Consider the following 26,373-nt stretch of genomic DNA (forward strand, 5'->3'; position numbering starts at 1 on the left):
CTTAATCCCTAGCGCCGGGTCGGCTCCAGGTACTTGGTCAGCGCCGGGTCCCGCGGATCGCGGCCGTCGGCCACCAGCCACAGGCGCCGCTCCACGCCCTGGGCGACCAGATGGGCGACCGCCGCCTCGATGGCCGAGAGCACGCAGAGCTGCGCCGGCTCGTTGGTGGTGTAGCCGGACTCGGCTTCGAGCAGCTTCTTGAATTCGATGAACTTGAAGACGCCGGCCTGGCGCCCGATGGAATAGATGGTCTTGGAGGTCATGACATTGGCCAGCACCCGACCGCTGCGGGTATCGATGGCACGCAGATTGACCGTGACCTGATCCACCCGGTACTCCTCGGACAGGCCGATGCCCAGGTAGCGGGCTCCCTCGCCGCCGCTGCGGACGTTGGTGTCGTAGGCCACCACGCCGCCTTCGAGCAGCAGGTTGGCCGCCTGCAGCGACGGCAGCGCCTGCTGCAGATTCTCCGGCAGGTCCGGCTTGTTCTGGGTGGCACGGATGATCTTGCGCTCGGTCAGCAGATTCTGCAGGCCCTCGCGTTCGAGCACCACGAACCAGCCACTGGCCTGCAGGGCGTCCACCAGCATGCTGCCGGCGCCCTGGGTCACGGCGGTGGAAAAGGAGCTGGCCGGATTGGGCTTGTACTGCCCGGTCTGGTCGCGGAAGCCGTAGACGGCGGCCACCAGCGGGCCCTTGGGCGGCGGCAGCGCCAGCAGGTCATAGTAGGTGGAGGCGCGCGGCGTCAGGGTCGGGGCGGCGTTCTGTTCGGCGGGCATGGGGTCGCGCACGCAACCGGTCAGGACGAGGGCGGCGGTCAGGGCCGCCGCCAGGGAAAAGGCGTTCATGGCAGGCATCCGTGCTCAGGGTTGGTTGAAGCCGTTGACGGAGATTTCCGAAATCTCCCCGGTCCCGCGGTCGGTGATCTGCACGGTCAGGCTGCCGGAGTCGTCGACGATGTTGACGATGAACTGGTCGGTGGACAGCGTGCCCGAGTTGCCGTCCTTGATGTCGGTCAGCACCTGGGACAGCAGCCGCGATTCCAGCTGGCTGGTGAAGCGTTCCAGGGGCGACTGGCTGCTGGCGCTGCTGCGCAGGTCGGGATCCTTGTGGCGATCCTGGGCGGTGGCGTTGTTCAGCAGGTAGGTGCCATTGAGCGGATTGCCGCCAAAGGACGGATTCACCGGCGAGTAGACCAGCTCGGTCGCCATGGCCGGGGCGACGCCCAGGGTGCAGAGCAGGGGCAGGGCCTTCCAGGCGTGCGCGTTCATAACTCGTCCTTATCCATGTCGAAAGTATCCTGCAGCAGATTTTCCAGGCGTCGGCGGGTGATGCCCTCGTGGACCTGGTCCGCCGCGGCGTAGGCGGCATCCTTGAGTTCGCTGTTGTTGGGCGGAATGAACTGCCGGTAGAGCAGCCGCTGCTCGTACTCCACCCAGACCAGGCTGCCCCAGCGCGCCGAGGGCCGTTCGCGCACCACCAGGTTGAAGTCCAGGTCGGTGGTATCGGTCAGGCGGTCGGCGAAATGGCGATAGAAGTCATGGCCGAAGCGGGAGATGGTGTTGTCCACCAGCAGTCCCTGGATCAGCTCGCCCTCGGCCCGCAGCGGTCCGGCCAGCAGCAGGCCGAGCAGCAGCCAGGCCGCCTTCATCCCGACAGGTCCTGCCCGGCATGGAAGCGCAGCGCCGCCTCGGCGCGATTGGCCGCACCGGTCTTGCGCAGCAGGTTGTGCATGTGGCTCTTGACCGTATGGGTGCTCAGGCACAGCGCCTCGCCGATGGCGGCGTTGGACAGCCCGCGACCGACCAGCCGGAGGATCTCCCGCTCGCGCCGGGTCAGGCCGTCGGCGGCGATGCTGGGGCGCTCGCGGGAGCGCCGCAGCAGGTGGGCCAGGATGGCGCGGGGCAGCCAGTCCTCGCCGGCCAGCAGTGCGCCCAGACCCTGCAGCAGCTGGTCGCGGCTGGCCTGGGGGGCGAACACGCCCTGGATGGCGGGAAAGCGTTCGACCCAGGGCAGGGCCTGTTCGAGGCTGGCGTTGAGAAAGGCCACCGTGACCGCCGGCGCCAGGCTTTCCAGCCAGCGCTCCAGCGGCGCCTCGGGCACGCTGCCGAGATCGACCAGTACCAGGCTGGTCCCGCCGGCCGCTTCCAGCTCGCGGGCGCAGCTGAGCTCGATGCCGTGGCGTTCTTCGAGAAAGGGTTTGAGCAGTTCTGCCAGGAGGACGTTTCTCGTCGTCAGGCAGACCTTGCTCGCAGGTATCGCGCGCATGTCCATATGGGCTGTCTCATCATCCGTTGCGCGAACGCTGAGACAAATCGCCGGGAGCGACAAGAAAAAACTGACCGATTTCCAGCGACTTACCGGCTCTGTGGACCGCTTGGCAGATTACCCGTCGACCAGCCGTCGGCGACTAGCTCCAAAGACTTAGCTCTCTGGATGGGGCGGGTAATCCAGGCGCTCTGCAAGCGGCAGCGCCTGGACGAGCGATCACCGCCTCAGCGGGTGAGGGTGACCTTGCGCAGGTGGCGCGGCTGGTCCGGATCCTGGCCCCGGGCCTCGGCCAGCAGTGCGACCAGGCGATAGAAGCTCTGGATCGCCAGCAGGCCGTCCAGGTCCGGATGACCGGCGACGGCGAGGGGCAGGTCGCGCTCGGCGATCTCGTCCGGCGCGGCCAGCAGCACCCGTGCACCGCGTCCGCGCAGGTCCCGCGCCAGTTGCAGCAGACCGGCCTGCTCGGGGCCGCGCAGGGCGAAGATCAGCAGCGGATAGCCACGCTCCACCAGCGCCAGGGGACCGTGCTGCAATTCCGCGCCGCTGAAGGCCTCGCCCTGCAGCGCCGAGGTTTCCTTGAGCTTGAGCGCGGCCTCCTGGGCAATGGCGAAGCCCGGCCCGCGGCCGACCACCATGCAGCGCTCGGCGTCGCGCAGGACGGTCAGGGCCGGCGCCCAGCTCAGTTCGGCCGCGCGATTCAGGGCTTCCGGCAGGGCCACGCCCGCCGCCAGCAGCGTCTCGTCCTGCTGCCAGTGGGCGATCAGCCGGGCGGCGGCGGCCAGGGTGGCGATGAAGCTCTTGGTGGCGGCGACGCTGCGCTCGGGACCGGCCTGCACGCCGATGGCGTGGCGGCAGGCCAGGGCCAGCGGCGAGTCGATCTCGTTGACCAGGGCCGCGGTGCGGGCGCCGTAGCGATCCAGGGCGGACAGCGTCTCGATCAGGTCGGGACTGCGTCCGGACTGGGAAAAGCCCAGGGCGAGCTGGCCTTCGACGCGTAGCGGCGCCTGGCGCAGGGTCACCAGCGAAGGCGGCAGGGACAGCACCGGCAGCCCCAGGTGGGCCATTGCCAGGTAGGCGAAATAGCTGGCCGCATGGTCCGAGCTGCCACGCGCCACGGTCAGCGCCAGTTGCGGCGGATTGGCCCTGAGGTCGTCGGCCAGCGCCGCCAGGGCCTGGTCGATGGTCGCCAGTTGGCGAGCGACCGCCGCGCCACTGGCGGCGGCTTCTGCGAGCATGAGCGAGGTCAAGAGGGTCTCCTTGCGCGAACGCCTGTTGCACGACGCCTGTTGCACGACGCCTGTTACACGACGTCTGAGTCCCACACTCTGCCACTCGCGATCAGGCGCGACCAGCCGACCTTGGCCTAGTCGCCTTCGTCCGCTGCGCCGCCGGTGAACTGCAGGTCGTGCTTGCGCAGCTTGTCGGACAGCGTCTTGCGCGGCAGGCCGAGGGCTTCGGCCAGGCTGCGCAGGGAGGCGTGGGGCCGGGCCAGTTCGCGCTGGATGAGTTCGCGCTCGAAGGCCTCGACCTGTTCGCCCAGCCCGGCGGCCAGGGCTGCCGCCGCCGGCGCCGCCATCACCGGGGCCGCGGCCACGGGCGGCGCCGCCATGGGCGCCAGGGGTGCATAGGCGCTGTTGTCCAGCGCCAGCTCCAGCCCCAGGGCGAAGCGCTCGGCGGCGTTCTGCAATTCGCGCACGTTGCCCGGCCAGCTGTGGGCGATGAGGGCCGCGCGCTGCTCGGCATCGGCTTCGCGCAGGGGGGTGCCATGGCGCTGGGCGGCGGCCAGAGCGAAGTGGCGGAACAGCGGCAGGATGTCTTCGCTGCGCTCGCGCAGGGCGGGAATGCGCAGGGTGGCGACATTGAGCCGGTAGTAGAGGTCGGCACGGAAGCGACCCTGGTCGGCGGCTTGGCGCAGGTCTTCCTTGGTGGCGGCGACCACCCGGATATCCAGCGGGATCTGCTGGTTGGAGCCGAGTCGCTCGACCTTGCGCTCCTGCAACAGGCGCAGCAGCTTGACCTGGACATCCAGGCTCATGCTCTCGATCTCGTCGAGAAAGAGGGTGCCGCCGCTGGCGTATTCGAACTTGCCGATGCGTCTTTTCTGGGCGCCGGTGAAGGCGCCCTGTTCATGGCCGAAGAGTTCGCTCTCCACCACGGATTCGGCCAGGGCCCCGGCGTTGATGGCGACGAAGGGGCCGTCGCGACGATTCGACAGATCGTGCAGGGCGCGGGCCACCACCTCCTTGCCGGCGCCAGTCTCGCCATGGATCAGCACATCGGCCTGGGTCGCGGCGAGGGCGCCGATCTGGTCGCGCAGCCGGGCCATGCCCGGGGTCTGGCCGATCAGCCGGGTTTGCAGTTCATGGCGCTCGGCGAGGGCCAGGCGCAGGCTGCGGTTCTCCAGCACCAGATGGCGGGCGCCCAGGGCGCGGCGCACGCTGTCGATCAGGGCGTCGTTGGCGAAGGGCTTTTCCAGGAAGTCATAGGCCCCGGCGCGCATGGCCTGCACCGCCAGGGGCACGTCGCCGTGGCCGGTGATCAGCACCACCGGCAATTCGGCGTCACGCTGGTGCAACTGGGCCAGCAACTCCAGGCCATCGATGCCGGGCATGCGGATGTCGCTGACCACCACGCCGGGCCAGTCGCGCACGGCCGCCAGCTCCAGCTCGCGGGCGTCGGCCAGGGTCGTCACCTTGAAACCGGCCAGGTCCAGGGTCTGGCTCAGCGCCAGGCGCAGGTGGGCGTCGTCGTCGATCAGCAGGATCTGGCTGGCGGGATCGAAGGGGGGCAGGGCACTCATGACTGGGACCTAAAAGTGGAGGGCGGGACGGTCAACCGCGGACTTCTTCCTGGGGCACCGAGGCGACCCCCGGCTTGCCGTGCAGCAGATAGAGACGTACCTCGGCGCCACCGTCGCCATGGTTGGACAGGTGCAGGTGGCCACCGAGGGTTCGCAACAGGTTATCGCAGATCGCCAGGCCCAGGCCGAGGCCCTGGGCGGTGGCCTTGGTGGTGAAGAAGGGTTCGTGGGCGCGGGCCAGGGCCTCGCTGGAAAAGCCGGGACCGTTGTCTCTCAGGATCAGGGTCACGCCGCGCTCGTCGATGCTCGTGGTCAGCCACAGCCGGCGGGTGCTGGTCTTTTCCGCCAGGGCGTCGAGGGCATTGCTCAGCAGGTTGCTGATGATCTGCCGCAGGCGGGTTTCGCCGGCCTGCACCCACAGCGGCGCGTCGGGCAGGTCGCGGATCAGCTCCACCTGCATGGCCCGGCGCCGCGCGGCGACCAGCGCCAGGGCGTCTTCCAGGGCGCCCTGCAGCACTACGCTCTCCGGCGCACGGCGGGCGCCACGGGCATAGGCCTTGAGGTGGGCGATGATGTTGGCCATCCGCGTGGTCAGCTCGCCGATCAGCTTGAGATTGCCACGGGCGTCGTCCAGCCGATCGTGGTCGAGCAACACGACGGCGTTTTCCGTGTAGCTGCGGATGGCCGCCAGCGGCTGGTTGAGTTCGTGGCTGATGCTGGCCGACATGGTCCCCAGCGCCGACAGTTTGCCGGCCTGCACGGCTTCGTCCTGGGCGCGCATGAGTTCGCGCTGGGCCTGCTCGCGGTCGTGCACCTCCTGCTGCAGCCGCGCGTTGAGCGTCTGCAGGTCGCGGGTGCGCTCCTCCACGTTCAGCTCCAGATCACGCTTGGCCCGGGCATCCAGCGCCAGGCGCTCGATGAAGTGGCGCCGTCTCAGGGTCATGACAACCAGCAACAGGAGCAGCGCCAGCAGGGTCGCCGCGCCGACATAGAGGGCACTGCGCACCTGCCGCTCGACCATCTCCCGCGGTGCCAGGATCTGCGCGTTCCAGCCGACCTCGTCGAGATTGCGGGTCTGGGTCAGCCAGTCCCCGGGCACCAGGGTCAGGGGCGCCGGATTGGTGGTGGGGTAGGGCCGGTTGGCATTAACCTGCTCGCGCTGGCGCTCGTCCAGCGGATGGGTGGCGCGAAAGCGCCAGGCGTCATGGGAGGTAAGGATGACCACGCCCAGGTCATCGGTGACCAGCAACTGCTCGGGCGCATTGCCCCAGAGCTTTTCCGCACTGTCCAGGTCGACCTTGACCACCACCACGCCAATGGCCCGCGTGCCATCGCGCACGGCGGCGGCGAAATAGTAGCCGCGCTTGCTGGAGGTGGTGCCGAGACCGAAGAAGCGCCCCGGCTGGCCCTGCATGGCCGCCTTGTAATAGGGCCGGAAGGAGAAGTCGCGACCGACGAAGCTGTCCGCCTGGCGATAGTTGGAGCTGGCCAGGCAGGTGCCGTCGTCCTGCATCAGGTAGATGACGTCCGCCCCGGTGCGCTGACGGATGTCTTCCAGCATCTGGCTGGCGGCGTCCTGGGCCGTGCTGTCACCCTGGCCTTCCAGGGCATGGCGCAGCACCGGCAGATCGCCCAGCAGGTCCGGCAGCACCTCGTAGCGCCGCAGCGTGCCCAGCAGGTTGGCGACATAGAGATCCAGGGTCTGGCCGTTCTGTTCGCCCAGTTGCGCCTCGTAATAGTGCTGGGCCGCATAGCGCAGCGGAATCAGCAGCAGCGTCAGACCCAGCGCCAGCAGCAGCAGGCTGCTCCAGCGGGGGCGCTTGGGAAGGTGAGGACTCTTGGGCATGCGCGGCTACGATCAGGGGGCGTCCCGGCATTATGCCCAAGCCGGGACCCCGGCGAAGGGGTCGTCAGACTGTTAACGCCTTGGCAGTCGACTGAAATATCTTGTTACCAATGGTCTCGGCTGTGGACGAGGACACGGTTTTGCCGGGCGAAAGGCGGCTAACTAAGGCGGCAATCAGCCACCGAAGGAGTGACTTCCATGAAAAGCACCACCCTCTGCCTGACCCTCGCCGGCCTGCTGGCCACCTCTGCCGCCTTCGCCCAGACGGCACCCGCCGATCCGGCATCTCCGCCTGCCGCGACGGGCAGCCCGGCCAAGACCGGCAAGCAGGCCGCCACCCACCACAAGAAGGTGGCTCACAAGAAGGTCCACAAGGCCAGCACCAGCGGCAGCTGATCCACGGCGCGGCACCTCCCTGCGCGGGAGGTGCCTAAAGAGGAGTGAATCCGTCCAGAGGAGTCCCCCCATGCGCACGTCCCCCCTGCTTCCCGCCCTGATTTTGGGCCTCAGCCTGTCCGGCGCCGCCCTGGCGCAGACCAGCCCGACCAATCCTCCGGCCACCCCTGCGCGACCCGATCCCACCAGCACCCACGGTATGGAAAAGGCGCCCAGCACCGGCGTCGGTGCCGCCGACAACGGCTCTAGTAGCGGTTCGGGCAGTGATACCGGCACCGATCACGTGAAGAAGCCCAAGACCCAGCACAAGGCTCACTGAGGCATCCCGCCTATTCCCCCGGGGAATGATCCAATGAGCAAAGATCGCTTGAGCAGCCTGCGCGGGCATGTCGAAATCGGCTTCTAGCCTGAGCCAGGAGCCGCTCCCATGACCGCCGCGTCGCTGCTTTCCCCGGATCTGATCCGCACCCGCTTTTCCCAGGCCATGTCGGCGATGTACCGCCAGGAGGTGCCCCAGTACGGCACCCTGCTGGAACTGGTCGCCGAGGTGAACGCCGGACAACCGGGCTTCGCCGGAGACTCCGCGGAGCGCCTGGATCTGGAGCGCCATGGTGCCATTCGCGTCGGCACGGCCGCCGAGCTGACCACCTTGCGTCGTCTGTTCGCCGTGATGGGCATGCAGCCGGTCGGCTACTACGACCTCAGCGTGGCCGGGGTGCCGGTGCATTCCACCGCCTTCCGCCCGGTAGCGCCGGCCGCCCTGCAGATCAATCCCTTCCGCGTCTTCACCTCGCTGCTGCGCCTGGAGCTGATCGAAGACGCCGAGCTGCGCCAGCTGGCCGAAGGGGTGCTGAACGAGCGCCGCATCTTTACCCCGGGTGCGCTGGAACTGATCGAGCGCGCCGAGGCCCAGGGTGGGCTGACGGATGCCGAGGCGGATGCCTTCGTCCAGGAAGCCCTGGAGACCTTTCGCTGGCACCGCGAGGCCAATGTCGACGCCAGCCTCTATCAGCGCCTGCACGATGCCCACCGCCTGATCGCCGACGTGGTCTGCTTCAAGGGTCCGCACATCAACCACCTGACCCCGCGCACCCTCGACATCGACGCCGTCCAGTCCCGGATGCCCGCCCACGGTATCGCGCCCAAGGAAACCATTGAGGGGCCGCCTCGTCGCCAGTGCCCCATCCTGCTGCGCCAGACCAGCTTCAAGGCGCTGGAAGAACCCATCCTCTTCCAGGGCGAGGTCCAGGGTTCGCATACGGCACGCTTCGGCGAGATCGAGCAGCGCGGCATCGCCCTTACACCGGCCGGTCGCCAACGCTACGACGAACTCCTGCAGGAGGTCCGCCAGCGCAGCAAGGCGGCCGGCAGTGACTATGCGACCGTGCTGGCCGAGGTGTTCCAGGCGCTGCCCGACAACTGGGACGAGCTGCGCCGTCAGGGGCTGGCCTGGTTCCGCTATCGCGCTGTGGCCGACAGTCATTCGGCCACAAACAGTCGCGATCCCGAGGTCATGATCGCCGCCGGCCAGCTCCTCGCCGATCCCATCACCTACGAAGACTTCCTGCCCGTCAGCGCCGCGGGCATCTTCCAGTCCAACCTGGGGGCCGGCAGCCAGCAGGAATACCAGAGCGGCGGCAATCGCGCCGCCTTCGAAGCCGCCCTAGGTGCGCCGGTCCTCGACGAGATGGCGCTGTACGAACGCCAGCAGCAGGAATCCCTGGACGCCGCCCTGGCTGCCCTCGGCCGCCCCGCCTAGAATGGTGGTCCCCGCGTCGGCGGCCCCAGGCCCCGACGCCCGCCCCTGGCAGGCAGCCACGATGTTCACCAAACTCGATCCGACCGACTGGCAGCTCATTCACCTGCTGCAGCAGAACGCCCGCGCCTCCAACGCCACCCTGGCCCGCCAGCTGGGCCTGGCGCGCACCACCGTAGTCACCCGCCTGGCGCGCCTGGAGCGCGACGGCATCATCCAGGGTTACGGCCTGCGCCTGGGCTCCGAACTGGAACAGGCCGCCGTGCGCGCCTACTGCGCCATCAGCGTCCTGCCGCGCAGCACCGCCGGCGTCATCCGCGCCCTGGAAAAGATGGTCGAGGTCGAGGAAGTCTCCTCGGTCAGCGGCCAGTTCGACTACCTGGCCTTCCTGCGCTGCACCACCCACGAAAAGCTCGACGAACTGCTCGACCGCATCGGCAACCTCGACGGGGTCAAGCAGACGCAGACGTCGATCATCCTGAATCGGAAGATCGATCGGCGCCGTTCGACCTAGGCGAGTGTTCTCCGCCTTCTGCCGCCTAACCTGCCACGCCGGTCGAAAGCGGCTCCTGCCCGACCAGCACGATGCCGGGTGAGCCGATGGCAGCGGCATCGCCGGCTTGGGCGAAGGCCCCATCCCTGCCGACCGCTGCGCCAACGTAGGTGGGTTGGGTCGTCGACAAACCATCCCAGACAGCCGAGGCGCCAGCGCCGGCACCGTAGGCCGCACCTGCGTGCTGGCTGTCCTTGAACGTTGCACCGCTACCTGCGGAGGCCGTCGTGATCAGGGTTCCGTCACTGGCAAGGACCGCGGTCAGGTCATAGTTGAAGGCCGCCGCGACGTTACCCAGTTTGTCGAACAGCACCACGGCATCCTCCTTGCCGAGGCCGGGCCCGTCGACGCTGACGACTGCAGTGCTATCGCTCAAGCCCCACGTCGTCTTGAACGCGCTCAGGTTCGCCGCTGCCACATCGGCGACGACTAGAGTCGCACCGGCGGCGAGAACGGTATTGCCGTCGAGCGTGATCGCGGAGGGGAACTGACCGGCTTCGTCCGTCATGCGCCAGCCGCTGAGATCAACACTGGTCGAGCCGTAGTTGTACAGCTCGAAGAAATCCCCGCCCTTGGCGTTGGAATTAACCTCGGTGATCAATAGGCTGTAGTGAGGCCTGTCGGCAGTCGCAAAGTTGATATCCGTAGCAGCCACGGCATTGCCCGCATGGTCGACGACCGCGCCCGGTTGTAGCTCCAGGTGGTAGCTGCTGCTCGCCTGCAACCTGTCCGCCGGCGTCAGGTTGAGGACATTGAAGTCGACCGCGACGCCCGGATCTCCCGCTTTGAACACCTGGACGACGTTGCCGGCCTGGTCCACCAGCTGGAGGCTGCCGCTGCCCAGCGCGATGCCTTCATCGAACGTCAGGCTGATGCGACTGCCGGTGGGGACATCCCGCGCGTCGACCGCTGGGCTGCTGGCCATCAGGAGGGGAGCGGCGAGGTCCACGGCCGGTGTACCCAGCGTGACCAGGTTGCCCTGGAAGTGCTGCTGCGCCGGGTCGAGGTCCTTGGATACCTGCGTCTGCCCCTGCCACACGGTATCGCCGTTGTCCTGCAGCAGCAGGATCTCGGTGCCCGGTCTGACGCTGGCCGGGGAGGCGATGGACTCGAAACTGCCCCCGGTGGCGGCCAGCAGCGCATCCAGATCGTTGTCGAGTTCGATGGGTGCGGTGGCAGGATCACCACTCCAGGTGAACAGACGGAAATCGTGGGTGACCGCGGCGGAGGCGCTGCCGGCAGGGCCGGCCAAAATCAGGTAGCCACTGCCATCCAGGGCCCGGTCGATTGAGCGGATACCCCGCCCGCCCAGATTCAGCTCGATTGCTTCAAAAGTGGGCGAGAGGCTGTTGTCGGCCAGCACGGCCTGATAATTGGTCACGGCAACCAGCAGCGCCTTGTCGCGTGATCCGGTATCCAGCTGCGGCGCGCGAAATCCCAGCCAGAGCTGGCTGTCATCGGGGGAGGTGGTCAGGCCTTCGATGGAGAAGCCGTTGACGTGCTCGGGGGCGATGCCGGCAGCGGAGGAGACCTTCAGACCGTAGTAGCCGGCCGGTTTGCCACTGCTGCCGCTGGCATCCCAGGCATCGAGGGCCGCGACCAGGCCTTTGTAGGTCTGGATGCCCGCGGTATCGAACACCGGCTTGCCCTGGGCGTCGGTGGTCAGCTGCACGGCCAGGATGGCTTCGCGTCCGGGCGCCTCCTTGCCGCTCTTGCTGTTGCTGTGCGAGCCGGTGAGATACAGGGTGCCCTCCGTGCCGAGGCTGCCGGTGAAGGTCATGGCTTCGAAATCCAGTTCGTCGCTCAGGCCCAGCACACCGCCGTAGTCGAAGGCGTCGAGCGCCTGGCCACCCTTCTGATCGTAAACCCTGAGCACATTGCCCTCGTCATCGCCCACGATCAGGTACTGGCCCCAGCGGATGACCCCGGACGCATCCGACGCTCCGGCCTGGGTGCCTGCCTCCGGCGTGAAGGTGAAGATGGCTGGCTGTGGCTCGGTGGGCCCAGGGTCAGGTGCGGCATTGTCGATCAAGCGCTCGGTGGTGCGGGTGACCAGCTCGATCAATGACTGCTGCCCCTGTTGCGCCAGGATGTCGTTCAGCTCGGTCAGGCTCGGCGACGTGCCACTGACCCCCTGATAGGCGAGGCTCAGTTGCGCCTTGGCCAGGGCATGGGGCTGACCTTCCGGCGAACCCGCAAGCGCTGCCAGCACCTCCGCCCGGCTGGTGCCGGCCGCCAGTTGCTGGGTCCAGAATTGCAGGCCGTCCGCATCGGCGGGCCGCCCCAGGGCATTCTCGTAGGCAGCGCTCAGAAAGGCCGTTGCCGAGCCTGCGGCCACCGTGGCGAACTCCGGTGACTGCAGGAACGCCTGCAGGATGGCTTCCAGTGACGTGCCATTCTGCAGCGCCTGGGTCCAGTACTGCAGCCCTGCGGCGTCCGGCAGCCGTCCGAAGCTGCTCAGGTAGAGGGCGACGACAGGCACCATGCTGGAGGCCGCTTCGGTCGAGAGCGAAAAACCCGTGGCTACCTGCGCGAGACTGGCATTGCCTTGTTCGACCTGCGCCGTCCAGTAGCCGAGTCCGGCGTTATCCGGGGCGCGGCCGAGAATGCTCTGATAGTAGGCACTGATCGTTTCGCGGGTCGTGGGCATGGCGCAGGTCCGTCTGATGAAAAGGGGAGACGGAGCCTAACGGGTGGGATGTTGCAGAAAGATTGCAGGAACGGAGCGGCTTTCGTTTTCCATCGTCGCAGCCCCAACGGGAGGTGCCGCCTGATCCTGTTGGGCTTCGCTGCGCTCAGCCCAACCTACCCGCGACTAAAAGAGTAGCCGTGTAGGTTGGGTTGAGACGGCCTCATCGTCGAAGCCCAACAGCCGGAGATTCAGTCTGGCCACCCTAGGCCCATTCGTTCTGACCCACCAGCAGAATGAAGCCGTTGCTACCACTGGTCAGCGCCTGGTTTTCCGTGGAATCGGAAAAGGACTGCAACACATTGGCGCGACTCAGCCCGGTGCCGAGGTCGTGCAGCCAGTAGTCGATACCGGCGGTCTCGCCGCTACGGCCGAGCACGTTGGCATACAACTGGGTGACATAGGAGCGATCGTCCGCCGCGGAGAACAGCCCCTTGAACTCGCTCGAGGCGGTAAAGGACTGGGCGATGGTCTGGCTGGTCGTGCCCTTGGCGTGGTCGTACATCCAATAGTCGAGACCCGAGTAGTCCGGTACCCGGTGGAAGGCCGCATTGTAGAGGCGGGCGATCTGCGCCTGATCGGCGGTCAGGACATAGAGGTTGCGATCGCTGAAATTGAGCAGGTTGATGTCGTGCAGGTTGAGCGAGAGGTCGCCGCTGTTGCTGGTCAGGCTGACCACGTTGCCGGCGGCCTGCCACTTGTAGGCGGTCGCCGCGTTTTCCAGCCGCAGCACATCGCCACCGCCATAGCCATAGAGGCTGCCGCGATGATCGCCATCCAGGGACAGGCGATCCTGGAAGAAGAACTCGCCATCCTTGCTGCCGCTGTTGACGCCCAGGCCCACCGGCCGCGAGCTGGCATTGAAGGCGGCGGCATCGTTGTTCATGCTGGCCTTCAGGTACCACTGCCAGTTGCCGGTATCGCTCATGCTGGCGTAGGTCGACAGGGTGTCGTTGGTATTGCCCGAGGACAGTACGCCGCGCAGGTTGCCACTGCTGTCGAGCAGCGGTCCGCCCGAGGCGCCGCTGCCCAGTCCGGTAGAGAACTGATAGGCGGCGACGCCGCTGTACTGGGTCGCCGTGCCGGTGTCTTCCATGAGACCGGTGCCCCGGCCCGGATAGCCGAGCACGGTGCCGGTGAAGGAAGTGGCGCCGCCCAGTGTAGGCGTGAGGGTGCCGGTCACCGAGCTCAGGTTGACGTTGAAGCCCAGCAGCGTCAGGTCGTTCTGCGCCTCCGAGGGCGAGACCAGGCCATCGCCATTGGCGTCCCAGTTGCCCACCCGGCTCGACCAGTTGGTCGCCAGGTAGGTACCCAGCGGGGCCGACCAGGCACCGGTGGCGTCATTGACGAAAGCCCCGGGCGCGACCATGACCTGGACGGCGGAACCGCCATGCTCGGCGTTGTAGACCATGTGATTGGCGGTGAGCACGTCGTTGTTGCCGACCACGCTGCCCGAGCCGCGGAAGGCGGAACCATCGGGAAAGATGGATTCGAGATAGACGATGCTGCTGTAGGGTGCCGAACGGCTGGTGATTTCGCGCATGTCAGGAGAACCTCCCTGTATCTGAGCGGAGACATTCTAAACCCCATGACCCACCCTTTCCGGGCATTCGTCGGCCCAGACAACCGCCTGGCATCGGCATTCCGGATACCTTGCCCTGCCGAGCACCGCACGCTTCCAGCCATATATCTGTGGTAGCATCGCCGGTCTTTTTTGTGTGAGTCGCTCGCACCTCGTCTCATAACTTTCGGAACCGTATCGCGATGGCCCAAAAAACTGCTCTGATCACTGGTATCACTGGCCAGGATGGCGCCTACCTGGCGCAGTTTCTGCTCGGCAAGGGATACAAGGTACTAGGCCTCAACCCCCGGCGTAGCACCTCCGACGTCAACCTGGCACGTCTGGAGTGGTTGGGTATCGCCAAGGACGTCGAGATGATCGACGGCGACCTGCTCGACCTGTCGGGTCTGATCCGCCTGTTCCAGCAATACCAGCCCGACGAGGTGTTCAACCTGGGCGCCCAGTCCTTCGTCAAGACCTCCTGGAACCAGCCGCTGCTGACCGGTCAGGTCAGCGGCATCGGCGCCGTCAACGTGCTCGAAGCGGCCCGTCTGATCAAGCCTGACGCCCGTTGCTACCAGGCCTCCACCTCCGAGATGTACGGCCTGATCCAGGAGCCGGAGCAGCGCGAGACCACCCCGTTCTACCCGCGCTCGCCCTATGCGGCCGCCAAGCTCTACGCCCACTGGATGACCGTCAACTATCGCGAGAGCTTCAACCTGTTCTCCTGCAGCGGCATCCTGTTCAACCACGAGTCCCCGCTGCGCGGCCTGGAATTCGTGACCCGCAAGGTCACCGACGCCGTTGCCCGCATCAAGCTGGGTCTGCAGGACGAACTGCGCCTGGGCAACATCGACGCCAAGCGTGACTGGGGTCATGCCCGTGACTACGTCCAGGCCATGTGGCTGATGCTGCAACAGGACGTCGCCGACGACTACGTCATCGCCACCGGCCGTACCACCACCGTGCGCGACATGTGCCGTATCGCCTTCGACGTGGTCGGCATGGACATGGACAAGCACCTGGTCATCGACCCGGCCTTCTTCCGTCCCGCCGAGGTCGACGTGCTGCTGGGCGATCCGTCCAAGGCCCGCGCCAAGCTGGGCTGGCAGGCCACCACCACCCTCGAAGAGATGATCACCGAGATGGTGGAAGCCGACCTGGCGCGCCTGAAGCCCCTCGCCCGTGCGTGATTTCGCCGGTCAGCCGGTCCTGGTTACCGGCGCCAGCGGCTTCGTCGGCAGCCATCTGCTGCCGGCGCTGGCCGCCGCCTTTCCGGCCGCCGAGCTGCACGGCACCTGCCGTGACGGCTCGCTGCCAAGCCAGGCTCAGGTCGTGGGTCATGCCCTCGACCTGAGCGATACGGCTGCCACCCTGGCGCTGGTGCAGCAGCTGCAACCGGCCGCCATCGTCAACCTGGCGGCCTTCGCCAGCGTCTCCGGCAGCTTCGCCCAGCCCGAGCGCTGCTGGCAGATCAATCTGCACGGCACCCTCAATCTGCTGACCGCCGCCGCTGCCCTCGAGCAGCCCCCGGTGTTCCTGCAGGTCGGTTCCGGCGACATGTATGGCGCCAGCTTCAAGCGCCATGCCGAGGTCGACGAGCAGGTGCCCCTGCATCCGCTCAATCCCTATTCCGCGAGCAAGGCCGCTGCCGATCTCGCCGCCGCCCAGTTCGCCGCCACCTCCAAGGTGCGGGTGATCCGCGCGCGACCCTTCAACCACAGCGGCGCAGGTCAGGGTAAGGGCTATGTGCTCACCGACTTCGCCAGCCAGATCGCGGCCATCGAGCGCGGCGAGCAGCCGCCCGTGCTGCGCGTCGGCGACCTCAGCGCCCAGCGCGACTTTCTCGCCGTCCAGGACGTGGTCGCCGCCTATGTGGCGCTGCTGGGGCACAGCTCGGACATCCCCAGTGGCACTGCGCTCAACATCGCCTCCGGCCGTCCGCTGCGTGTCCAGGAATTGCTCGACGCCCTGATCGATCAGGCCGCCTGCCCGATCCAGGTCGAGCAGGATCCCGCGCGCCTGCGCCCGAGCGATATCGCCCGCGCCGTCGGCGACGCCGGCGAACTCCGCCGCCTCACCGGCTGGCAACCCCGCATCGAGCCTTCTGCACTCGTCGCCCAGGTCCTCGCGGACTGGCGCCAATCCGGTTCCTGATCTCTGCCCATGAACTACTCGCTGATCCTCAACTTCACCCGGCAGGATCTGATCGATCGCCATTCCGCGTCGGTGCTCGGCGCGGCCTGGACCTTCATCCTGCCGCTGGTCAACATCCTCATCTTCACCCTGGTGTTCTCCAACATCATGGGCATGCGGCTGGATGCCATGGGGATGCAGTCCCTCGGCCAGTACAGCTACAGCGTGTACCTGGTCACCGGGTTGCTCGCCTGGAACTGCTTCTCCAACACCCTGACCCGCATCACCCAGGTGTTCCACGAGAAGGCCCACCTGCTGGGCAAGGTCCGGCTGTCGCTCTGGTCGCTGCCGCTGTACATCCTGCTCAGCGAGACGGTGCTCTATGCCATCTCCATGGGCTTCTTCGTCGCCTTCCTGGCGATCATCGGTTTCCATTTCCCGTCCACCGTGCTCTGGTGGCCGGTGATCTTTCTCTGCCAGCAGCTGCTGGCCTACGCCCTCGGGCTGATCTTCGCCATCCTCAGCGTCTTTCTGCGCGACATCGGCCAGATCGTCGGTGTGGTCATGCAGTTGTGGTTCTGGCTGACCCCGGTGGTCTATGTCATCACCATCATGCCCGAGCGCTGGCACCCCTGGTTCGCCGCCAACCCCTTCTATTACATCGTCGAGGCCTACCGCGCCGCCCTGATCCAGGCGAGCCGGCCGGATCTGCTGGCGATCGGCGGCCTGATCCTGGCGGGCGCCGTGCTGCTGGGCCTGGGCATCGTTCTGGGTCGCAAGCTCGAACGCGACATCCGCGACTTCATCTAGCAGGCCTTCGTCATGCTCCGCGTTTCCCATGTACGCAAGGAATTCAAGCTCTATAGCCGCCCGGCGCTGCGCCTGAAGGAAATCCTCTTCCGCCGCAGCTACCACACCCGCCATGTGGCGCTGGAAGACATCAGCTTCGAGGTCCGCAGCGGCGAGACCCTGGGCATCCTCGGTCGCAACGGCGCCGGCAAGTCCACCCTGCTCAAGATCCTCAACGGGGTGCTCTTGCCCGACGGTGGCGAGATCGACATCAAGGGGCGCGTCACCGGTCTGCTCGAACTGGGCACCGGCTTCGACGGCAACCTCACCGGGGTGCAGAACATCCTCGGTAACGGCCTGCTGCTGGGCATGAACCGCGAAGAGATCGAAGCCAAGCGCGACGCCATCATCGAATTCTCCGAACTGGGTCGCTTCATCGACGAGCCCATCCGCACCTATTCCTCCGGCATGGTCATGCGCCTGGCCTTTTCCATCGCCATCCATGCCGATCCCGACATCTTCCTGGTCGATGAGGCCCTGTCGGTGGGCGATGGCCACTTCCAGCAGAAGTGCATGAGGCGCATCAAGGCCTTCCGCGCCTCCGGTGGCTCCATCATCTTCATCTCCCACGACCTCAACGCCATGAAGATGCTCTGCGATCGCTGCATCGTCCTGAGCGAAGGTCGTGTGGTAGCCGACGACACGCCCGAGGCGGCAGTGAATCGCTACAACCAGCTGCTCGGCGCCGACCGCGAAGAGCTGGAAGTGGAAGCCGAGGAAAGCGGCTACGGCACCGGCGAAGCCCGTATCGAATCCGCCGTGCTGCGCGGCGTGGGTTCCGGCAGCGACACCCTGGCCTGCGGCGACGTGGCCCATCTGGATGTCCGCGTCAGCGCCCGCGAGCACCTGCCCGACGCCACCCTGGGCATGATGATCCGTGACCGCTTCGGCCAGGACATCTATGGCACCAACAGCTTCCTGCTCGGTGTGCCCCTGGTGCTGGCCGCCGGCGAGACGCGCGTGCTGCGCTACGAATTCCCCATGCGCCTCGCCCCGGGCAAGTACACCCTGACCCTGGCCCTGCACGAAGGTCCCGACCATACCCGCCACTGCTACCACTGGCGGGACAACTGCATCCGCTTCGAAGTGGCCGGCATCCTGGGCTCGGTCTTCGGTGGCCTGTGCGATCTCTCCGCCGGGTTGCATGACGTGACCCCCGTTTCCCAGCCCGCCTAGGCCCTGCCATGTCCGCTTCCCGTCCCGAACTCGCCCCCTGGCACGCCCTGCTGAACCTGGAGGGCGAGGCGCTGCTGCGCGCGGCCTACCCCTACCTGCTGGGGCGCGAGATCGATCCCGAGGGGCTGGCGCATCATCTGCAGCGCCTGCGCGCGGGTGAGGACAAGCTCGAACTCCTGGCCGGCCTGCGTGATTCCGCCGAAGGCCGTGCCCACGGCGCCCCGGTGGCAGGGCTGCGCGGCGCGCGCCTGCGCCGGCGCTGCCGCCAGCTGCCGTTGCTCGGCAGCCTGTTGCGCCGTTGCCCGAATGCCCAGCGCCAGCAGCGCGAGGCCGCGCGCCAGCTGGCCCTGCATGAGCGCCTGGAAGCCCATATCCAGCGTCACGAGCAGCATTACCGGGTGCTCAGCGCCGAACAGCAGGTACTTGGCGCCCGTCAGGCCACGCCCGATCCGGCCCTGGCCGAGCTGCGCGAGCGCCTGCGCCTGGCCGAGAACCTGAACCAGGAACTCCGCGCCCGCCTGACCGCCCTGGAGAGCGCGCCCCGCGCAGCTGCACCTCGATCCGCGACCGTGATCACGACCGAGACCCCTGCGGTCGAGGCGGACGAAACCCCGGCCAGCAACCTGCCCAGCGGCACCGTGCCCGACAGCTTCTACCTGGCCTTCGAGGACCGCTTCCGCGGCAGCGCCGAAACCATCAACGCCCGGCTGTCCTACTATCTGCCCACTATCGCCGCTAATCCGGCGCTGGCCCGCGGGCTGCCGCTGGTGGACATCGGCTGTGGCCGGGGCGAGTGGCTGGCGCTGTTGCCGCCCGAAGTGCAGCGCCTGGGCATCGACCTCAATGCCACGAACGTCGAGCTGTGCCGCGCCCGTGGCCTGCCCGCCGAGCACACCGATGCCATCGCCTGGCTGGCCGCCCAGCCGGCCGGCAGCATCGGCGCCGTCTCCGCCTTCCACGTCATCGAGCACCTGGGTTTCGAGCGCCTCAACCAGCTGCTTGACGTCTGCCTCCACGCCCTGGCACCGGGCGGGCTGATCCTCTTCGAAACGCCTAATCCGGAAAACATCGTCACCTCGGCCAACTACTTCTGGACCGACCCCACCCATATCCACCCGCTGCCGCCGGCCTTCACCGAATTCCTGGTGCAGTTCAAGGGCTATGCCCAGGTGGAGATCCACAAGGTCAACGCCGTGGAGCCCGAGCACCGCCTGCACGAAGACAGCGAAGTGGCCCGCCACTGCGACCGCTGGTTCTACGGCCCGCAGGACTACGCGGTGATCGCCCAGCGGCCCTGAGGCCGGGCCCTCCTTATATAGCGCCCAATAAAAAGCCCCTGCGCCATCACTGAAGCAGGGGCTTCTTTATTACCGAGGTATCAGACGTTCGCGATACCCAGGCCAACGATGCTCTCATCAGCAGCGAAGGGTGTACCTGCCAGCTTGATCAGCGTATCGCTCTCTGCATAGGTGGTGCCGCTGCCCGTGGTTTCCACATAGGCATAGGTGTCGCCTCCAAAGAGGAAGACGCTCAGGCCGTTGTCGGTCGTTGCTCCATTGGCGGCAGTGTTCAGCGCATCCGCCAGGCTGCCTGCGCTCGACAGGTCCTGAACGGTTGCCTTGTCGGAAGCCACGACCGTGGCGCCTCTCAGGGTGATGGTGTCTGCCGCGCCGGCATTGGCCCCGGTGGTCGCTCGGTAGTCGGTGATGGTATCAAGCGCGCCGAAGGTCGAGATGCCATTCGGGCCAAAGACGAAGTTATCGGTACCCGCGCCGCCAGTCAGAGTATCCGCACCCTTGCCACTGTTCAGGGTGTCATCCCCCGAACCCCCCTTGATGACCAGGATGCCATCAGCTTCCGCGCTACCATCGATCGTCACCGAACTGGTAACAGCCGACGCATCGATGGTCAGCGTCTTGCCTGCGGCTACTGTCTGATCCACCAGCGTCAGGGTGTTATCGGCCACGTCCGCCAGGGTCAGGGTTGTGTCGTTGGCCAGCGCCACGTTATCCAGGGCGCCAGCGGTGAGCGCATCGGTCAGGGTCACGCTGCTCAGGGTGGTAGCCGACAGCTCCGTTCCCGTGGTGATGGCGCCCAGTACGCCTTGCACCGCGCTCAGTTCACCGGTAATCGCGGTCAGGGCGTCGGCGCTGATCTTGCCGGTAGTCGCGCCATCGAGGGTCACCAGATCGGCAGCATTGGCCGTGGTATCGGTCAGGTCGACGGCCACGTCTCCGGCATGAATAAAGGAAGTAGCGTCAGCGCTCAGCAGCGCCTTGGCCTGGGCAAGGCTCGCCTCGGTGATGGCAGTGACCTTGGAGGCATCCAGTACACCCGAGGTGGTGGCATCCAATGCTGCCAGCGCCGTCGCCGTCAGCGCGCCGTCATCCGTAAGGGCTACGGTGCCATCGCCGGGGAAGTTGATAGCAGCGGCATCGGCACTGGCGATGTTCAAGGTGGTACCGGTCGGCACGGTGATGCTGTTGATGGTGCCTGTCACCGTGGAAGAGACGCTATCGCTGGTAAAGACGAAGCCACCATTTTCTTGAGCGACCGTCAGGGCTGCACCCGGGTTATCGAAAGTCACGATGCCGTCCTGGCCCAGGTTGGCGGCGAATACCGGAGTCGGCTCGGGCTCAGGTGTCGGAGTGGTATCGGTACCCGTGGCCTGGGCGACCGCAGCGGCGACGGCCGTGTCGAGGTTGGCCAGGGAAGCATCACTTGCATCGATGCTATTGAGGAAGTCGCGGCCCACGGCCAGCGCATCCGCATCGCTATAACCAGTCGCACCACTGGCCGCGACGCTGGCGGTAAAGGCATTGGCGGCGGTGAGCTTGTTGCTGGCCGCCGTGACGTCAGTGTCCTGGGCGCCCAGCAGGATCGCCAGGGCTGCCTGAGCCGGATCCACGGCGCCGCTTTCGATCTGCGCCTGCCAGTAGGTTACGCCGGCATCGTCGGCCTCACGCTTGAACAGGTTGGTGTAGATCGAGCTGATCGCCTGATTGGTGCTCATTTCGCCGTACAGGGCTGCGGACTCTTCCGAAGCGGCAAAGCCGGAAAGCACTAGCGACAGATCACCGCCCTGGCTATCGACCTGATCGGCCCAGTAGGCCAGACCCGCCGGGTCAGCCGGACGACCCAGGTAGGCGAGATAGATCTGTTGGATTTGATTCGTGTAATCCGAAGCGGCCATGGTTTTCATCCCTCTAGGAAATGGGCACAACACCCAGGGACTGTGAAACCTATCACCTTTAAATAGACATACGATTCATAATTGTTGCGCTAAATGAAAAAAGCTAAATGTGGCAAAGTGCCTTTAGGCGAAAAACTGCCTGAAATTGCGTGAAAACGCTTCGCTCGTTTCGCCAGCGGTAAAGATCGTCAACCGTCCTCTGAGCCTTCCATCTTCCACAAGGCATTGCAGCGGCTGTGGCAGGGGATCCGATCCAGCTCCCCGTAGGTTGGCGCTGAGCACAGCGAAGCCCAACACCGCCTAGCTCCAGCACCCCATCGCCGCTTTCTGACTGGCCGCTATACCAGCAGGAAGCGCCAACATCCGCTACCAAGCAGTCTGGCAACTGAAAGGACGACGTTTTCGGGAACCAGACCAAGCCAAAAAATGCCCTGATCCGTCCTTGCGGGTATGCCGGCGGCTGGGTGGCAACAACAAATCCAGAGGGCTAATAGCGGCATCTGGCCAGCTTTTGGCCGGTTTTGAGCGCTTTTCACGGGCTTATCACTTTCCCAGGTATGACCGTTCGTCCGCCCGCAGGCGCGACCATTGGTTGAGGAAGGAGCGAGGCATGGATCGCAGGCGGTCGTAAAAGTGGAGCGAATGGTCCAGGCGCGAAAGCCAGCAGAAATACGGCCAGTGTCAGATTTATGGCTTTTTACGGCGGTTTGTGTCCGTTAAACGACGATTCCCGTGGCTATGCCGGCAGGTCAGGAACTTTAGCCTCTATATCAGCGCTGTTCGCGGGCTGTCGACCCGGCAGGTCTCGGTAGGATGAATCCGTCTGAGTAAAGCGTGAAAGGCTCTGAAGAAACGCTTGTTCCCGTCACAAAGGTCTGTGTAGGATTGCCGCCGATACCGCTGCTTTGTACGACGAACGCACATCCTTGATGTGAACCTCTTTACAAAGCCGATATCGAAACGAAACCCATCATGGGGGCTTCGCCCCAGCAGTTGGGGTGAGGCGACAGGCCGGTGCCGACGGGTGCCATCCAGTGACGGAAGGCCTGGAGTCGAATTCGACAAAATCTTAGGAGATGCAAGGAAATGGCTGTTACCTCTACTCAAGTTGAAAGCCTGTATCTGGCCTACTTCGGCCGTCCGGCTGAGCAAGCTGGTCTGACCTACTGGACCTCGCAAGCCAACGCCACTGTTGATCAGGTCAGTGCTGCCTTTGCTCAACAGCCCGAGTACACCAGCGTCTACGGTGGTCTGACTCGCGCTCAGGTTGTGGATACCCTGTACCAAAACCTGTTCGGCCGCACCGCTGCTAACAACGAACTGACCTACTGGATCAACAGCGCTGACGTATCGGTAGATCGGCTGGCTCTGGCTCTGGTCAACGGTGCAACTGGCACTGACCGTCTGCTGCTCGACGCCAAAACTCAGTTTGCTTCTACTGTCACTGCCAACGCTGGTACTGCTGGCACTGTTGCCGGTGTCAAAGCCGACTTCGGTACTGTGACCAACTCCGGTGCTACCGCTGCTCAGTACACCACTGCTAACACTGCCGCAAAAGCTGCTGTTACGCCGAGCATCAATGACGCTACCGCTACTGGCACTCTGAATTTCAAAGGTCTGAGCGCTGGTACCGTCACCTTCGCAGACCTGAGCAACAGCGCTGCCGCAGTTCTGACCCTGGCTAGCACTAACGTTGCTACCAGCCTGAATCTACAGGGTACTGTTGATGGCAATGCTGCTATCACTCTGAACGAAGCACCGACTGCTCCTGCTACTGACGCAGTTACCACTCTGACTCTGAATGTCAGCAGCTCCGCTACCACTGGTACTCCGGTTCTGACCGTAAACGCGCAGAGCTCTGCTACTAACGCCCTGAGCGCTTTGACCACCATCGACGGTTCTTCTTCTACCGCTGGTCTGTCGATTACTACCACTTCGCTGGACGCTCTGAGCAAAATCACCACTGGCTCGGGTAATGACACCGTTGTTGTTGACACCATCAACACCACCGATGCAACCAAAGCTGTTGCTCTGACTGTCGACACTGGCGCTGGTAACGACACCATCACTGGTACCGTCGGTACTGCTGCTCTGACCATCACCGCTGGTGCCGGCAATGACACCATCACCGTCAGCGCTGGTTCCGCCAACCTGGTCGTGAACGCTGGTGCTGGCAATGACACCGTTACTCTGGGCGCCACCGGCACCGTTGCTAGCACCGTCACTGCTTCCCACACCTCGGTTATTACCCTGGGTGACGGCAACGACGTCGTGAACTTCAACACTGCTGTTGCTAACATCCAGAACTACAGCGCTACCAGCTCCACCTCTACCGCTGCTCAGGTAACTGCTGCTGATACCGCTCTGAAGGCCGGTCTGATTTCGATCAGCGACTTCAATGTGGCTGCTGACCAGCTGAACTTCACCGTAGTCTCCGGTGGTGCTGCTAACTCCAACAGCGTTGCTACTTTGACCAACGCTCAGATTGGTGCAATCAGCGCTGCTACTTCGCTGTCCTCTGCTGTACAGCTGGCTGCTTCTGATCTGGGTGGCAAAGCTGCTGTTGCCTTCCAGTACGGTAGCGACACCTACGTCTTCGTTGACGCTGCTGGTGCCGGTACCGTTGATAGCGGCGATGCTCTGATCCAGCTGACCGGCGTTACTGCTACTCAGCTGACCGCTGCAAACTTCACCCACGCCTAATCGCGTTAGTGATGTGAAAACGGAGAGCTTCGGCTCTCCGTTTTTTTTGCTTCAAAAATGCTTTCCTAGTGCGGCAAATCACCGTGTGTCTTGTCCCTGCCTACTGCGCGCGAGGCGCTGTCTGTAGCTGTCCACCTGCGGCATCCTGGCAATTGACGACGAGCTACGTCTCGTCGGCTGTCACTGCAATTTAATCTCTTAGCTCTCAATTCTTAATAAATTCGTTAAATGGATAGCAAACCTTTGCACACGTGCCGTTCCCGGATTGAACGCCTGGTCAGTTTCCGGTTTCCTATCGCCGATAACGAGGCGCCCATGAGCCCTCGACCTTCCTTGCATCTCCTAGAGGCCAACCCGGACGCGGCGCGGCCTTTTCTTTTGCCTGCAGAAAAGTGAGCTGCGCTAGCTGGTTGGCTGCACAGGTGCGTTCGTTTGTGACGGGTTCTATCGGCTGGAGTTACGCCCATGGGCGGTCGTGCGGGTATTAGTCCCCGTACCGCCGAATTCGCGCACCGCGGTGTTGCAGATCGGAGGTGCAGGCAGCATCCAGGGTGCCGCCGCAATTGGCCAGGTCCCGGCGCACATCCTTGATCACGGTAGCCAGGCGGTCCGGGCAGTTCAGCTCGGTCAGGGGGATGACCTTGGTCATGGAGCTGCCGCCCTGGTTGTCCTTGACGGTGAGCAGCAGGCTGCGATCAGCGGGGCGCTGGGTGACCTGGCAGCTATGGGGTTGGAGGGCGGTGACGAGGCGGTCGATGGCGTCTTGCATGCGGGATCCTCCTTGAATCGGCACATATAGGGGGAGGAGGGTAGAGGCCCGTCCCGGGCAAAGGTTCAGCCGCTCTAAGGCGGTCCTTTGCTACCACTCGCGTCTGCACCTATCCCTCAGGCGGCATCCATGCCGCGCTCGGAAGGGCCCAACAAGGCGAGTCGGATCCGACCCGCCTTACCCCATCACTTCATATTGCTGAAGGCCGCCGAGGTGCGGGCGTCGAAGTTGCTCTTATCGCTGTCGCCCAGGCCGCGCACCATGGCCAGCACCAGCGTCTGCGGCTTGACGTTGCCGTTGTTCAGCTCGCCCACCCAGTAGTTGAGGCCGGCACTCTCGGCACTGCGGCCGATGACGTTGGTGTAGACCTTGCTGACCAGCGCCGAGTTATCCAGGCCCTGATACTGGCCGCGATACTCGGGGCTTTCAGTAAAGCTGGCGGCGATCTGGGCCACGTTCATCTCGCCGGAGGCGACGCGGTTGGCCCAGTATTGCAGGCCGGCCAGATCCGAGGCGCGGCCCATGTAGGCCAGGTACAGCTGCTGGATGCCATTGAGATCGGCCTGGCTGGCGCTCTTGGGCGCCTGGGCGCCGGGACCGAAGGTGCTGCAGCTGCTGCCGTCCAGGTACTTGGCCAGGGTCGGCCACTGCGGGCGGGTCTGGCCGTTCACCGGCTCCACCGACATGTTGTAGTTGGCCCAGCCCGGGCCGGCCGCCCAGTAGGTGGCCGGGATGCAGTTCTGCTTCAGGTAGGCGAGCATGTTATCCATGATCACGTTCCAGCGCGGATCGCTGTCCGGTATGCCGAACTCGCCGATGAAGCCGCGCTTGCCGTTCTTTTTCAGCCATTCCACGAAGGGCCGTACCCGCTGCACGCCGTAGTCGTCCGCATAGGCGGCGGCGCTGGTGTTGGAATAGTTGCCACCACCGCCGTCACCGTCGAAATAGGTGTGGGCTTCGAAGATCAGGTTGTTGGCCGGATCGCGCAGGGCGAGCAGCGAGTCGTTCCACTGCGGCCAGCGGGTGGCCTCGGCCCAGCCGTTGCCTTCGATGAAGATGGGTCGCACGTTGTCCACGCTGCGCACGCCGTTGATGCCGTACTGGGCGGCGACGGGCCACTGGGCGGTGGCGTCGTGGGGCTCGTTCATGATGTCGTAGCCGTAGAGCGACGCCTGGCTGCTCCAGCGCTGGGCGATGCGGGTCAGCACATCCTGGTAGTGGGTGTAGCCGACGCTGCCGGTACCGATCACGGTGCCGCGGTATCTCATGTAGTTGTGCAGATCCAGGATGATCTTGATGCCGTGGTTCTGCGCATACAGGAAGGTGCGATCGATCAGGCCGGCATAGGTCGGATCGAAGGTGCCGCCCAGGCTGGGTTGCAGGCGTTCCCAGATGATGGGGAAGCGGACCAGCTTGACGCCGCGCGCGCTCCACTGCTGGAAGTAGGCTTCCACCGGAAAGATGTAGTTGCGCTCGTTCAGGCCCGGCAGCACCTGGCTGGCGAAGCCGGCGCCGGAAAGGTTGAGGCCCACCAGCTCCACGGCGCGGGCGGGGGCGGCGGTGCCCAGCAGGGCGCTCAGGGTCAGGATACCGCCCAGGGCGGCCAGGGTTTTGCGAAGGGTCATGAGGGTACCGGCGATAGGTGCTGCCGCCGGGCTCCTGCCCGGCCTGCCAA

22 protein-coding genes are annotated in these 26,373 nt (G+C 65.3%); 10 read left to right on the top strand and 12 right to left on the bottom strand.

All coding sequences use genetic code 11. The features are described from left to right. Positions 1-8: 8 nt before the first annotated feature. The 7 genes from QE393_RS20520 to QE393_RS20550 form a co-directional block, all read right to left on the bottom strand. A complete protein-coding gene (locus QE393_RS20520) occupies positions 9-848 on the bottom strand; it encodes a CsgG/HfaB family protein (protein WP_017641598.1) in 840 nt (279 codons plus the stop codon). 15 nt (positions 849-863) lie between these two features. Next, the gene (locus tag QE393_RS20525; RefSeq protein WP_273805387.1) at positions 864-1,271 is read right to left on the bottom strand and encodes a curli assembly protein CsgF; all 408 of its coding nucleotides are present in this window, start codon (positions 1,269-1,271) and stop codon (positions 864-866) included. Next, entirely contained in the window at positions 1,268-1,651 is a 384-nt protein-coding gene (gene csgE, locus QE393_RS20530; protein ID WP_133860331.1) for a curli production assembly/transport protein CsgE, read from the bottom strand. Before csgE ends, QE393_RS20525 begins: the two co-directional genes overlap by 4 nt. Beyond that, positions 1,648-2,268 (bottom strand): LuxR C-terminal-related transcriptional regulator, encoded by a 621-nt coding sequence (locus tag QE393_RS20535; protein ID WP_273805386.1) that lies wholly within the window; start codon positions 2,266-2,268, stop codon positions 1,648-1,650. The genes csgE and QE393_RS20535 overlap by 4 nt, the downstream gene beginning before the upstream one ends. A 227-nt stretch (positions 2,269-2,495) precedes the next feature. Next, the gene (locus QE393_RS20540; protein ID WP_310045658.1) at positions 2,496-3,506 is read right to left on the bottom strand and encodes an SIS domain-containing protein; all 1,011 of its coding nucleotides are present in this window, start codon (positions 3,504-3,506) and stop codon (positions 2,496-2,498) included. A 128-nt stretch (positions 3,507-3,634) separates the two neighbouring features. Then, positions 3,635-5,071, bottom strand: coding sequence for a sigma-54 dependent transcriptional regulator (locus QE393_RS20545; protein ID WP_310045356.1), 1,437 nt, complete (start codon positions 5,069-5,071; stop codon positions 3,635-3,637). A 31-nt stretch (positions 5,072-5,102) separates the two neighbouring features. Continuing rightward, positions 5,103-6,917: an ATP-binding protein gene (locus tag QE393_RS20550; protein ID WP_133860335.1), complete on the bottom strand. Its 1,815-nt coding sequence runs from the start codon at positions 6,915-6,917 to the stop codon at positions 5,103-5,105. Between the two features lie 198 nt (positions 6,918-7,115). On the opposite strand from QE393_RS20550, the gene QE393_RS20555 reads away from it, so the two are divergent. From QE393_RS20555 to QE393_RS20570, 4 genes are all read left to right on the top strand, one after another. Further along, a complete protein-coding gene (locus QE393_RS20555; protein WP_273805384.1) occupies positions 7,116-7,313 on the top strand; it encodes a hypothetical protein in 198 nt (65 codons plus the stop codon). Positions 7,314-7,383: 70 nt separating this feature from the next. Beyond that, positions 7,384-7,632, top strand: coding sequence for a hypothetical protein (locus QE393_RS20560; RefSeq protein WP_310045357.1), 249 nt, complete (start codon positions 7,384-7,386; stop codon positions 7,630-7,632). A gap of 108 nt (positions 7,633-7,740) precedes the next feature. Further along, entirely contained in the window at positions 7,741-9,072 is a 1,332-nt protein-coding gene (locus QE393_RS20565) for a VOC family protein (protein WP_310045358.1), read from the top strand. 61 nt (positions 9,073-9,133) lie between these two features. After that, entirely contained in the window at positions 9,134-9,583 is a 450-nt protein-coding gene (locus QE393_RS20570; protein ID WP_288479149.1) for an Lrp/AsnC family transcriptional regulator, read from the top strand. 25 nt (positions 9,584-9,608) lie between these two features. On the opposite strand, the gene QE393_RS20575 is transcribed toward QE393_RS20570, so the two are convergent. Next, a complete protein-coding gene (locus tag QE393_RS20575) occupies positions 9,609-12,290 on the bottom strand; it encodes a DUF4214 domain-containing protein (RefSeq protein WP_310045659.1) in 2,682 nt (893 codons plus the stop codon). A 226-nt stretch (positions 12,291-12,516) separates the two neighbouring features. Beyond that, the gene (locus tag QE393_RS20580) at positions 12,517-13,854 is read right to left on the bottom strand and encodes a DUF4214 domain-containing protein (RefSeq protein ID WP_310045360.1); all 1,338 of its coding nucleotides are present in this window, start codon (positions 13,852-13,854) and stop codon (positions 12,517-12,519) included. 221 nt (positions 13,855-14,075) lie between these two features. Between QE393_RS20580 and QE393_RS20585 the strand changes: the two genes are divergently transcribed. From QE393_RS20585 to QE393_RS20605, 5 genes are read left to right on the top strand one after another with little or no spacing between them, the layout of a single operon-like run. Further along, entirely contained in the window at positions 14,076-15,065 is a 990-nt protein-coding gene (locus tag QE393_RS20585; protein ID WP_042134762.1) for a GDP-mannose 4,6-dehydratase, read from the top strand. Next, a complete protein-coding gene (locus QE393_RS20590) occupies positions 15,058-16,029 on the top strand; it encodes a GDP-mannose 4,6-dehydratase (RefSeq protein ID WP_310045362.1) in 972 nt (323 codons plus the stop codon). Before QE393_RS20585 ends, QE393_RS20590 begins: the two co-directional genes overlap by 8 nt. A 9-nt stretch (positions 16,030-16,038) precedes the next feature. Continuing rightward, the gene (locus tag QE393_RS20595) at positions 16,039-16,818 is read left to right on the top strand and encodes an ABC transporter permease (RefSeq protein WP_042134757.1); all 780 of its coding nucleotides are present in this window, start codon (positions 16,039-16,041) and stop codon (positions 16,816-16,818) included. Between the two features lie 12 nt (positions 16,819-16,830). Beyond that, positions 16,831-18,033: an ABC transporter ATP-binding protein gene (locus QE393_RS20600; protein WP_310045365.1), complete on the top strand. Its 1,203-nt coding sequence runs from the start codon at positions 16,831-16,833 to the stop codon at positions 18,031-18,033. Between the two features lie 8 nt (positions 18,034-18,041). Then, positions 18,042-19,331 (top strand): class I SAM-dependent methyltransferase, encoded by a 1,290-nt coding sequence (locus QE393_RS20605; RefSeq protein WP_310045367.1) that lies wholly within the window; start codon positions 18,042-18,044, stop codon positions 19,329-19,331. A gap of 80 nt (positions 19,332-19,411) precedes the next feature. On the opposite strand, the gene QE393_RS20610 is transcribed toward QE393_RS20605, so the two are convergent. After that, the gene (locus QE393_RS20610; RefSeq protein ID WP_310045369.1) at positions 19,412-21,226 is read right to left on the bottom strand and encodes a DUF4214 domain-containing protein; all 1,815 of its coding nucleotides are present in this window, start codon (positions 21,224-21,226) and stop codon (positions 19,412-19,414) included. A 1,086-nt stretch (positions 21,227-22,312) separates the two neighbouring features. On the opposite strand from QE393_RS20610, the gene QE393_RS20615 reads away from it, so the two are divergent. Next, positions 22,313-23,929 (top strand): DUF4214 domain-containing protein, encoded by a 1,617-nt coding sequence (locus tag QE393_RS20615; protein WP_310045370.1) that lies wholly within the window; start codon positions 22,313-22,315, stop codon positions 23,927-23,929. 484 nt (positions 23,930-24,413) lie between these two features. On the opposite strand, the gene QE393_RS20620 is transcribed toward QE393_RS20615, so the two are convergent. After that, entirely contained in the window at positions 24,414-24,698 is a 285-nt protein-coding gene (locus tag QE393_RS20620; RefSeq protein WP_310045372.1) for a DUF3509 domain-containing protein, read from the bottom strand. Between the two features lie 185 nt (positions 24,699-24,883). Continuing rightward, complete coding sequence (locus QE393_RS20625) at positions 24,884-26,323, bottom strand: cellulase family glycosylhydrolase (RefSeq protein ID WP_310045373.1); 1,440 nt, start codon at positions 26,321-26,323, stop codon at positions 24,884-24,886. Between the last annotated feature and the right edge of the window lie 50 nt (positions 26,324-26,373).

It is taken from the genome of Pseudomonas sp. SORGH_AS_0211, assembly GCF_031453455.1.
Lineage (GTDB): Bacteria > Pseudomonadota > Gammaproteobacteria > Pseudomonadales > Pseudomonadaceae > Chryseomonas > Chryseomonas aestiva.

What these genes read in the sequence shown, in the direction of transcription:
- QE393_RS20605 (WP_310045367.1), top strand. Translation starts at nt 18,042, where the DNA reads ATGTCCGCTTCCCGTCCCGAACTCGCCCCCTGGCACGCCCTGCTGAAC.
- QE393_RS20595 (WP_042134757.1), top strand. Translation starts at nt 16,039, where the DNA reads ATGAACTACTCGCTGATCCTCAACTTCACCCGGCAGGATCTGATCGAT.
- QE393_RS20625 (WP_310045373.1), bottom strand. Translation starts at nt 26,323, where the DNA reads ATGACCCTTCGCAAAACCCTGGCCGCCCTGGGCGGTATCCTGACCCTG.
- QE393_RS20585 (WP_042134762.1), top strand. Translation starts at nt 14,076, where the DNA reads ATGGCCCAAAAAACTGCTCTGATCACTGGTATCACTGGCCAGGATGGC.
- QE393_RS20600 (WP_310045365.1), top strand. Translation starts at nt 16,831, where the DNA reads ATGCTCCGCGTTTCCCATGTACGCAAGGAATTCAAGCTCTATAGCCGC.
- QE393_RS20520 (WP_017641598.1), bottom strand. Translation starts at nt 848, where the DNA reads ATGAACGCCTTTTCCCTGGCGGCGGCCCTGACCGCCGCCCTCGTCCTG.
- QE393_RS20615 (WP_310045370.1), top strand. Translation starts at nt 22,313, where the DNA reads ATGGCTGTTACCTCTACTCAAGTTGAAAGCCTGTATCTGGCCTACTTC.
- QE393_RS20610 (WP_310045369.1), bottom strand. Translation starts at nt 21,226, where the DNA reads ATGGCCGCTTCGGATTACACGAATCAAATCCAACAGATCTATCTCGCC.
- QE393_RS20555 (WP_273805384.1), top strand. Translation starts at nt 7,116, where the DNA reads ATGAAAAGCACCACCCTCTGCCTGACCCTCGCCGGCCTGCTGGCCACC.
- QE393_RS20535 (WP_273805386.1), bottom strand. Translation starts at nt 2,268, where the DNA reads ATGCGCGCGATACCTGCGAGCAAGGTCTGCCTGACGACGAGAAACGTC.
- csgE (WP_133860331.1), bottom strand. Translation starts at nt 1,651, where the DNA reads ATGAAGGCGGCCTGGCTGCTGCTCGGCCTGCTGCTGGCCGGACCGCTG.
- QE393_RS20565 (WP_310045358.1), top strand. Translation starts at nt 7,741, where the DNA reads ATGACCGCCGCGTCGCTGCTTTCCCCGGATCTGATCCGCACCCGCTTT.
- QE393_RS20550 (WP_133860335.1), bottom strand. Translation starts at nt 6,917, where the DNA reads ATGCCCAAGAGTCCTCACCTTCCCAAGCGCCCCCGCTGGAGCAGCCTG.
- QE393_RS20560 (WP_310045357.1), top strand. Translation starts at nt 7,384, where the DNA reads ATGCGCACGTCCCCCCTGCTTCCCGCCCTGATTTTGGGCCTCAGCCTG.
- QE393_RS20580 (WP_310045360.1), bottom strand. Translation starts at nt 13,854, where the DNA reads ATGCGCGAAATCACCAGCCGTTCGGCACCCTACAGCAGCATCGTCTAT.
- QE393_RS20570 (WP_288479149.1), top strand. Translation starts at nt 9,134, where the DNA reads ATGTTCACCAAACTCGATCCGACCGACTGGCAGCTCATTCACCTGCTG.
- QE393_RS20620 (WP_310045372.1), bottom strand. Translation starts at nt 24,698, where the DNA reads ATGCAAGACGCCATCGACCGCCTCGTCACCGCCCTCCAACCCCATAGC.
- QE393_RS20525 (WP_273805387.1), bottom strand. Translation starts at nt 1,271, where the DNA reads ATGAACGCGCACGCCTGGAAGGCCCTGCCCCTGCTCTGCACCCTGGGC.
- QE393_RS20540 (WP_310045658.1), bottom strand. Translation starts at nt 3,506, where the DNA reads ATGCTCGCAGAAGCCGCCGCCAGTGGCGCGGCGGTCGCTCGCCAACTG.
- QE393_RS20545 (WP_310045356.1), bottom strand. Translation starts at nt 5,071, where the DNA reads ATGAGTGCCCTGCCCCCCTTCGATCCCGCCAGCCAGATCCTGCTGATC.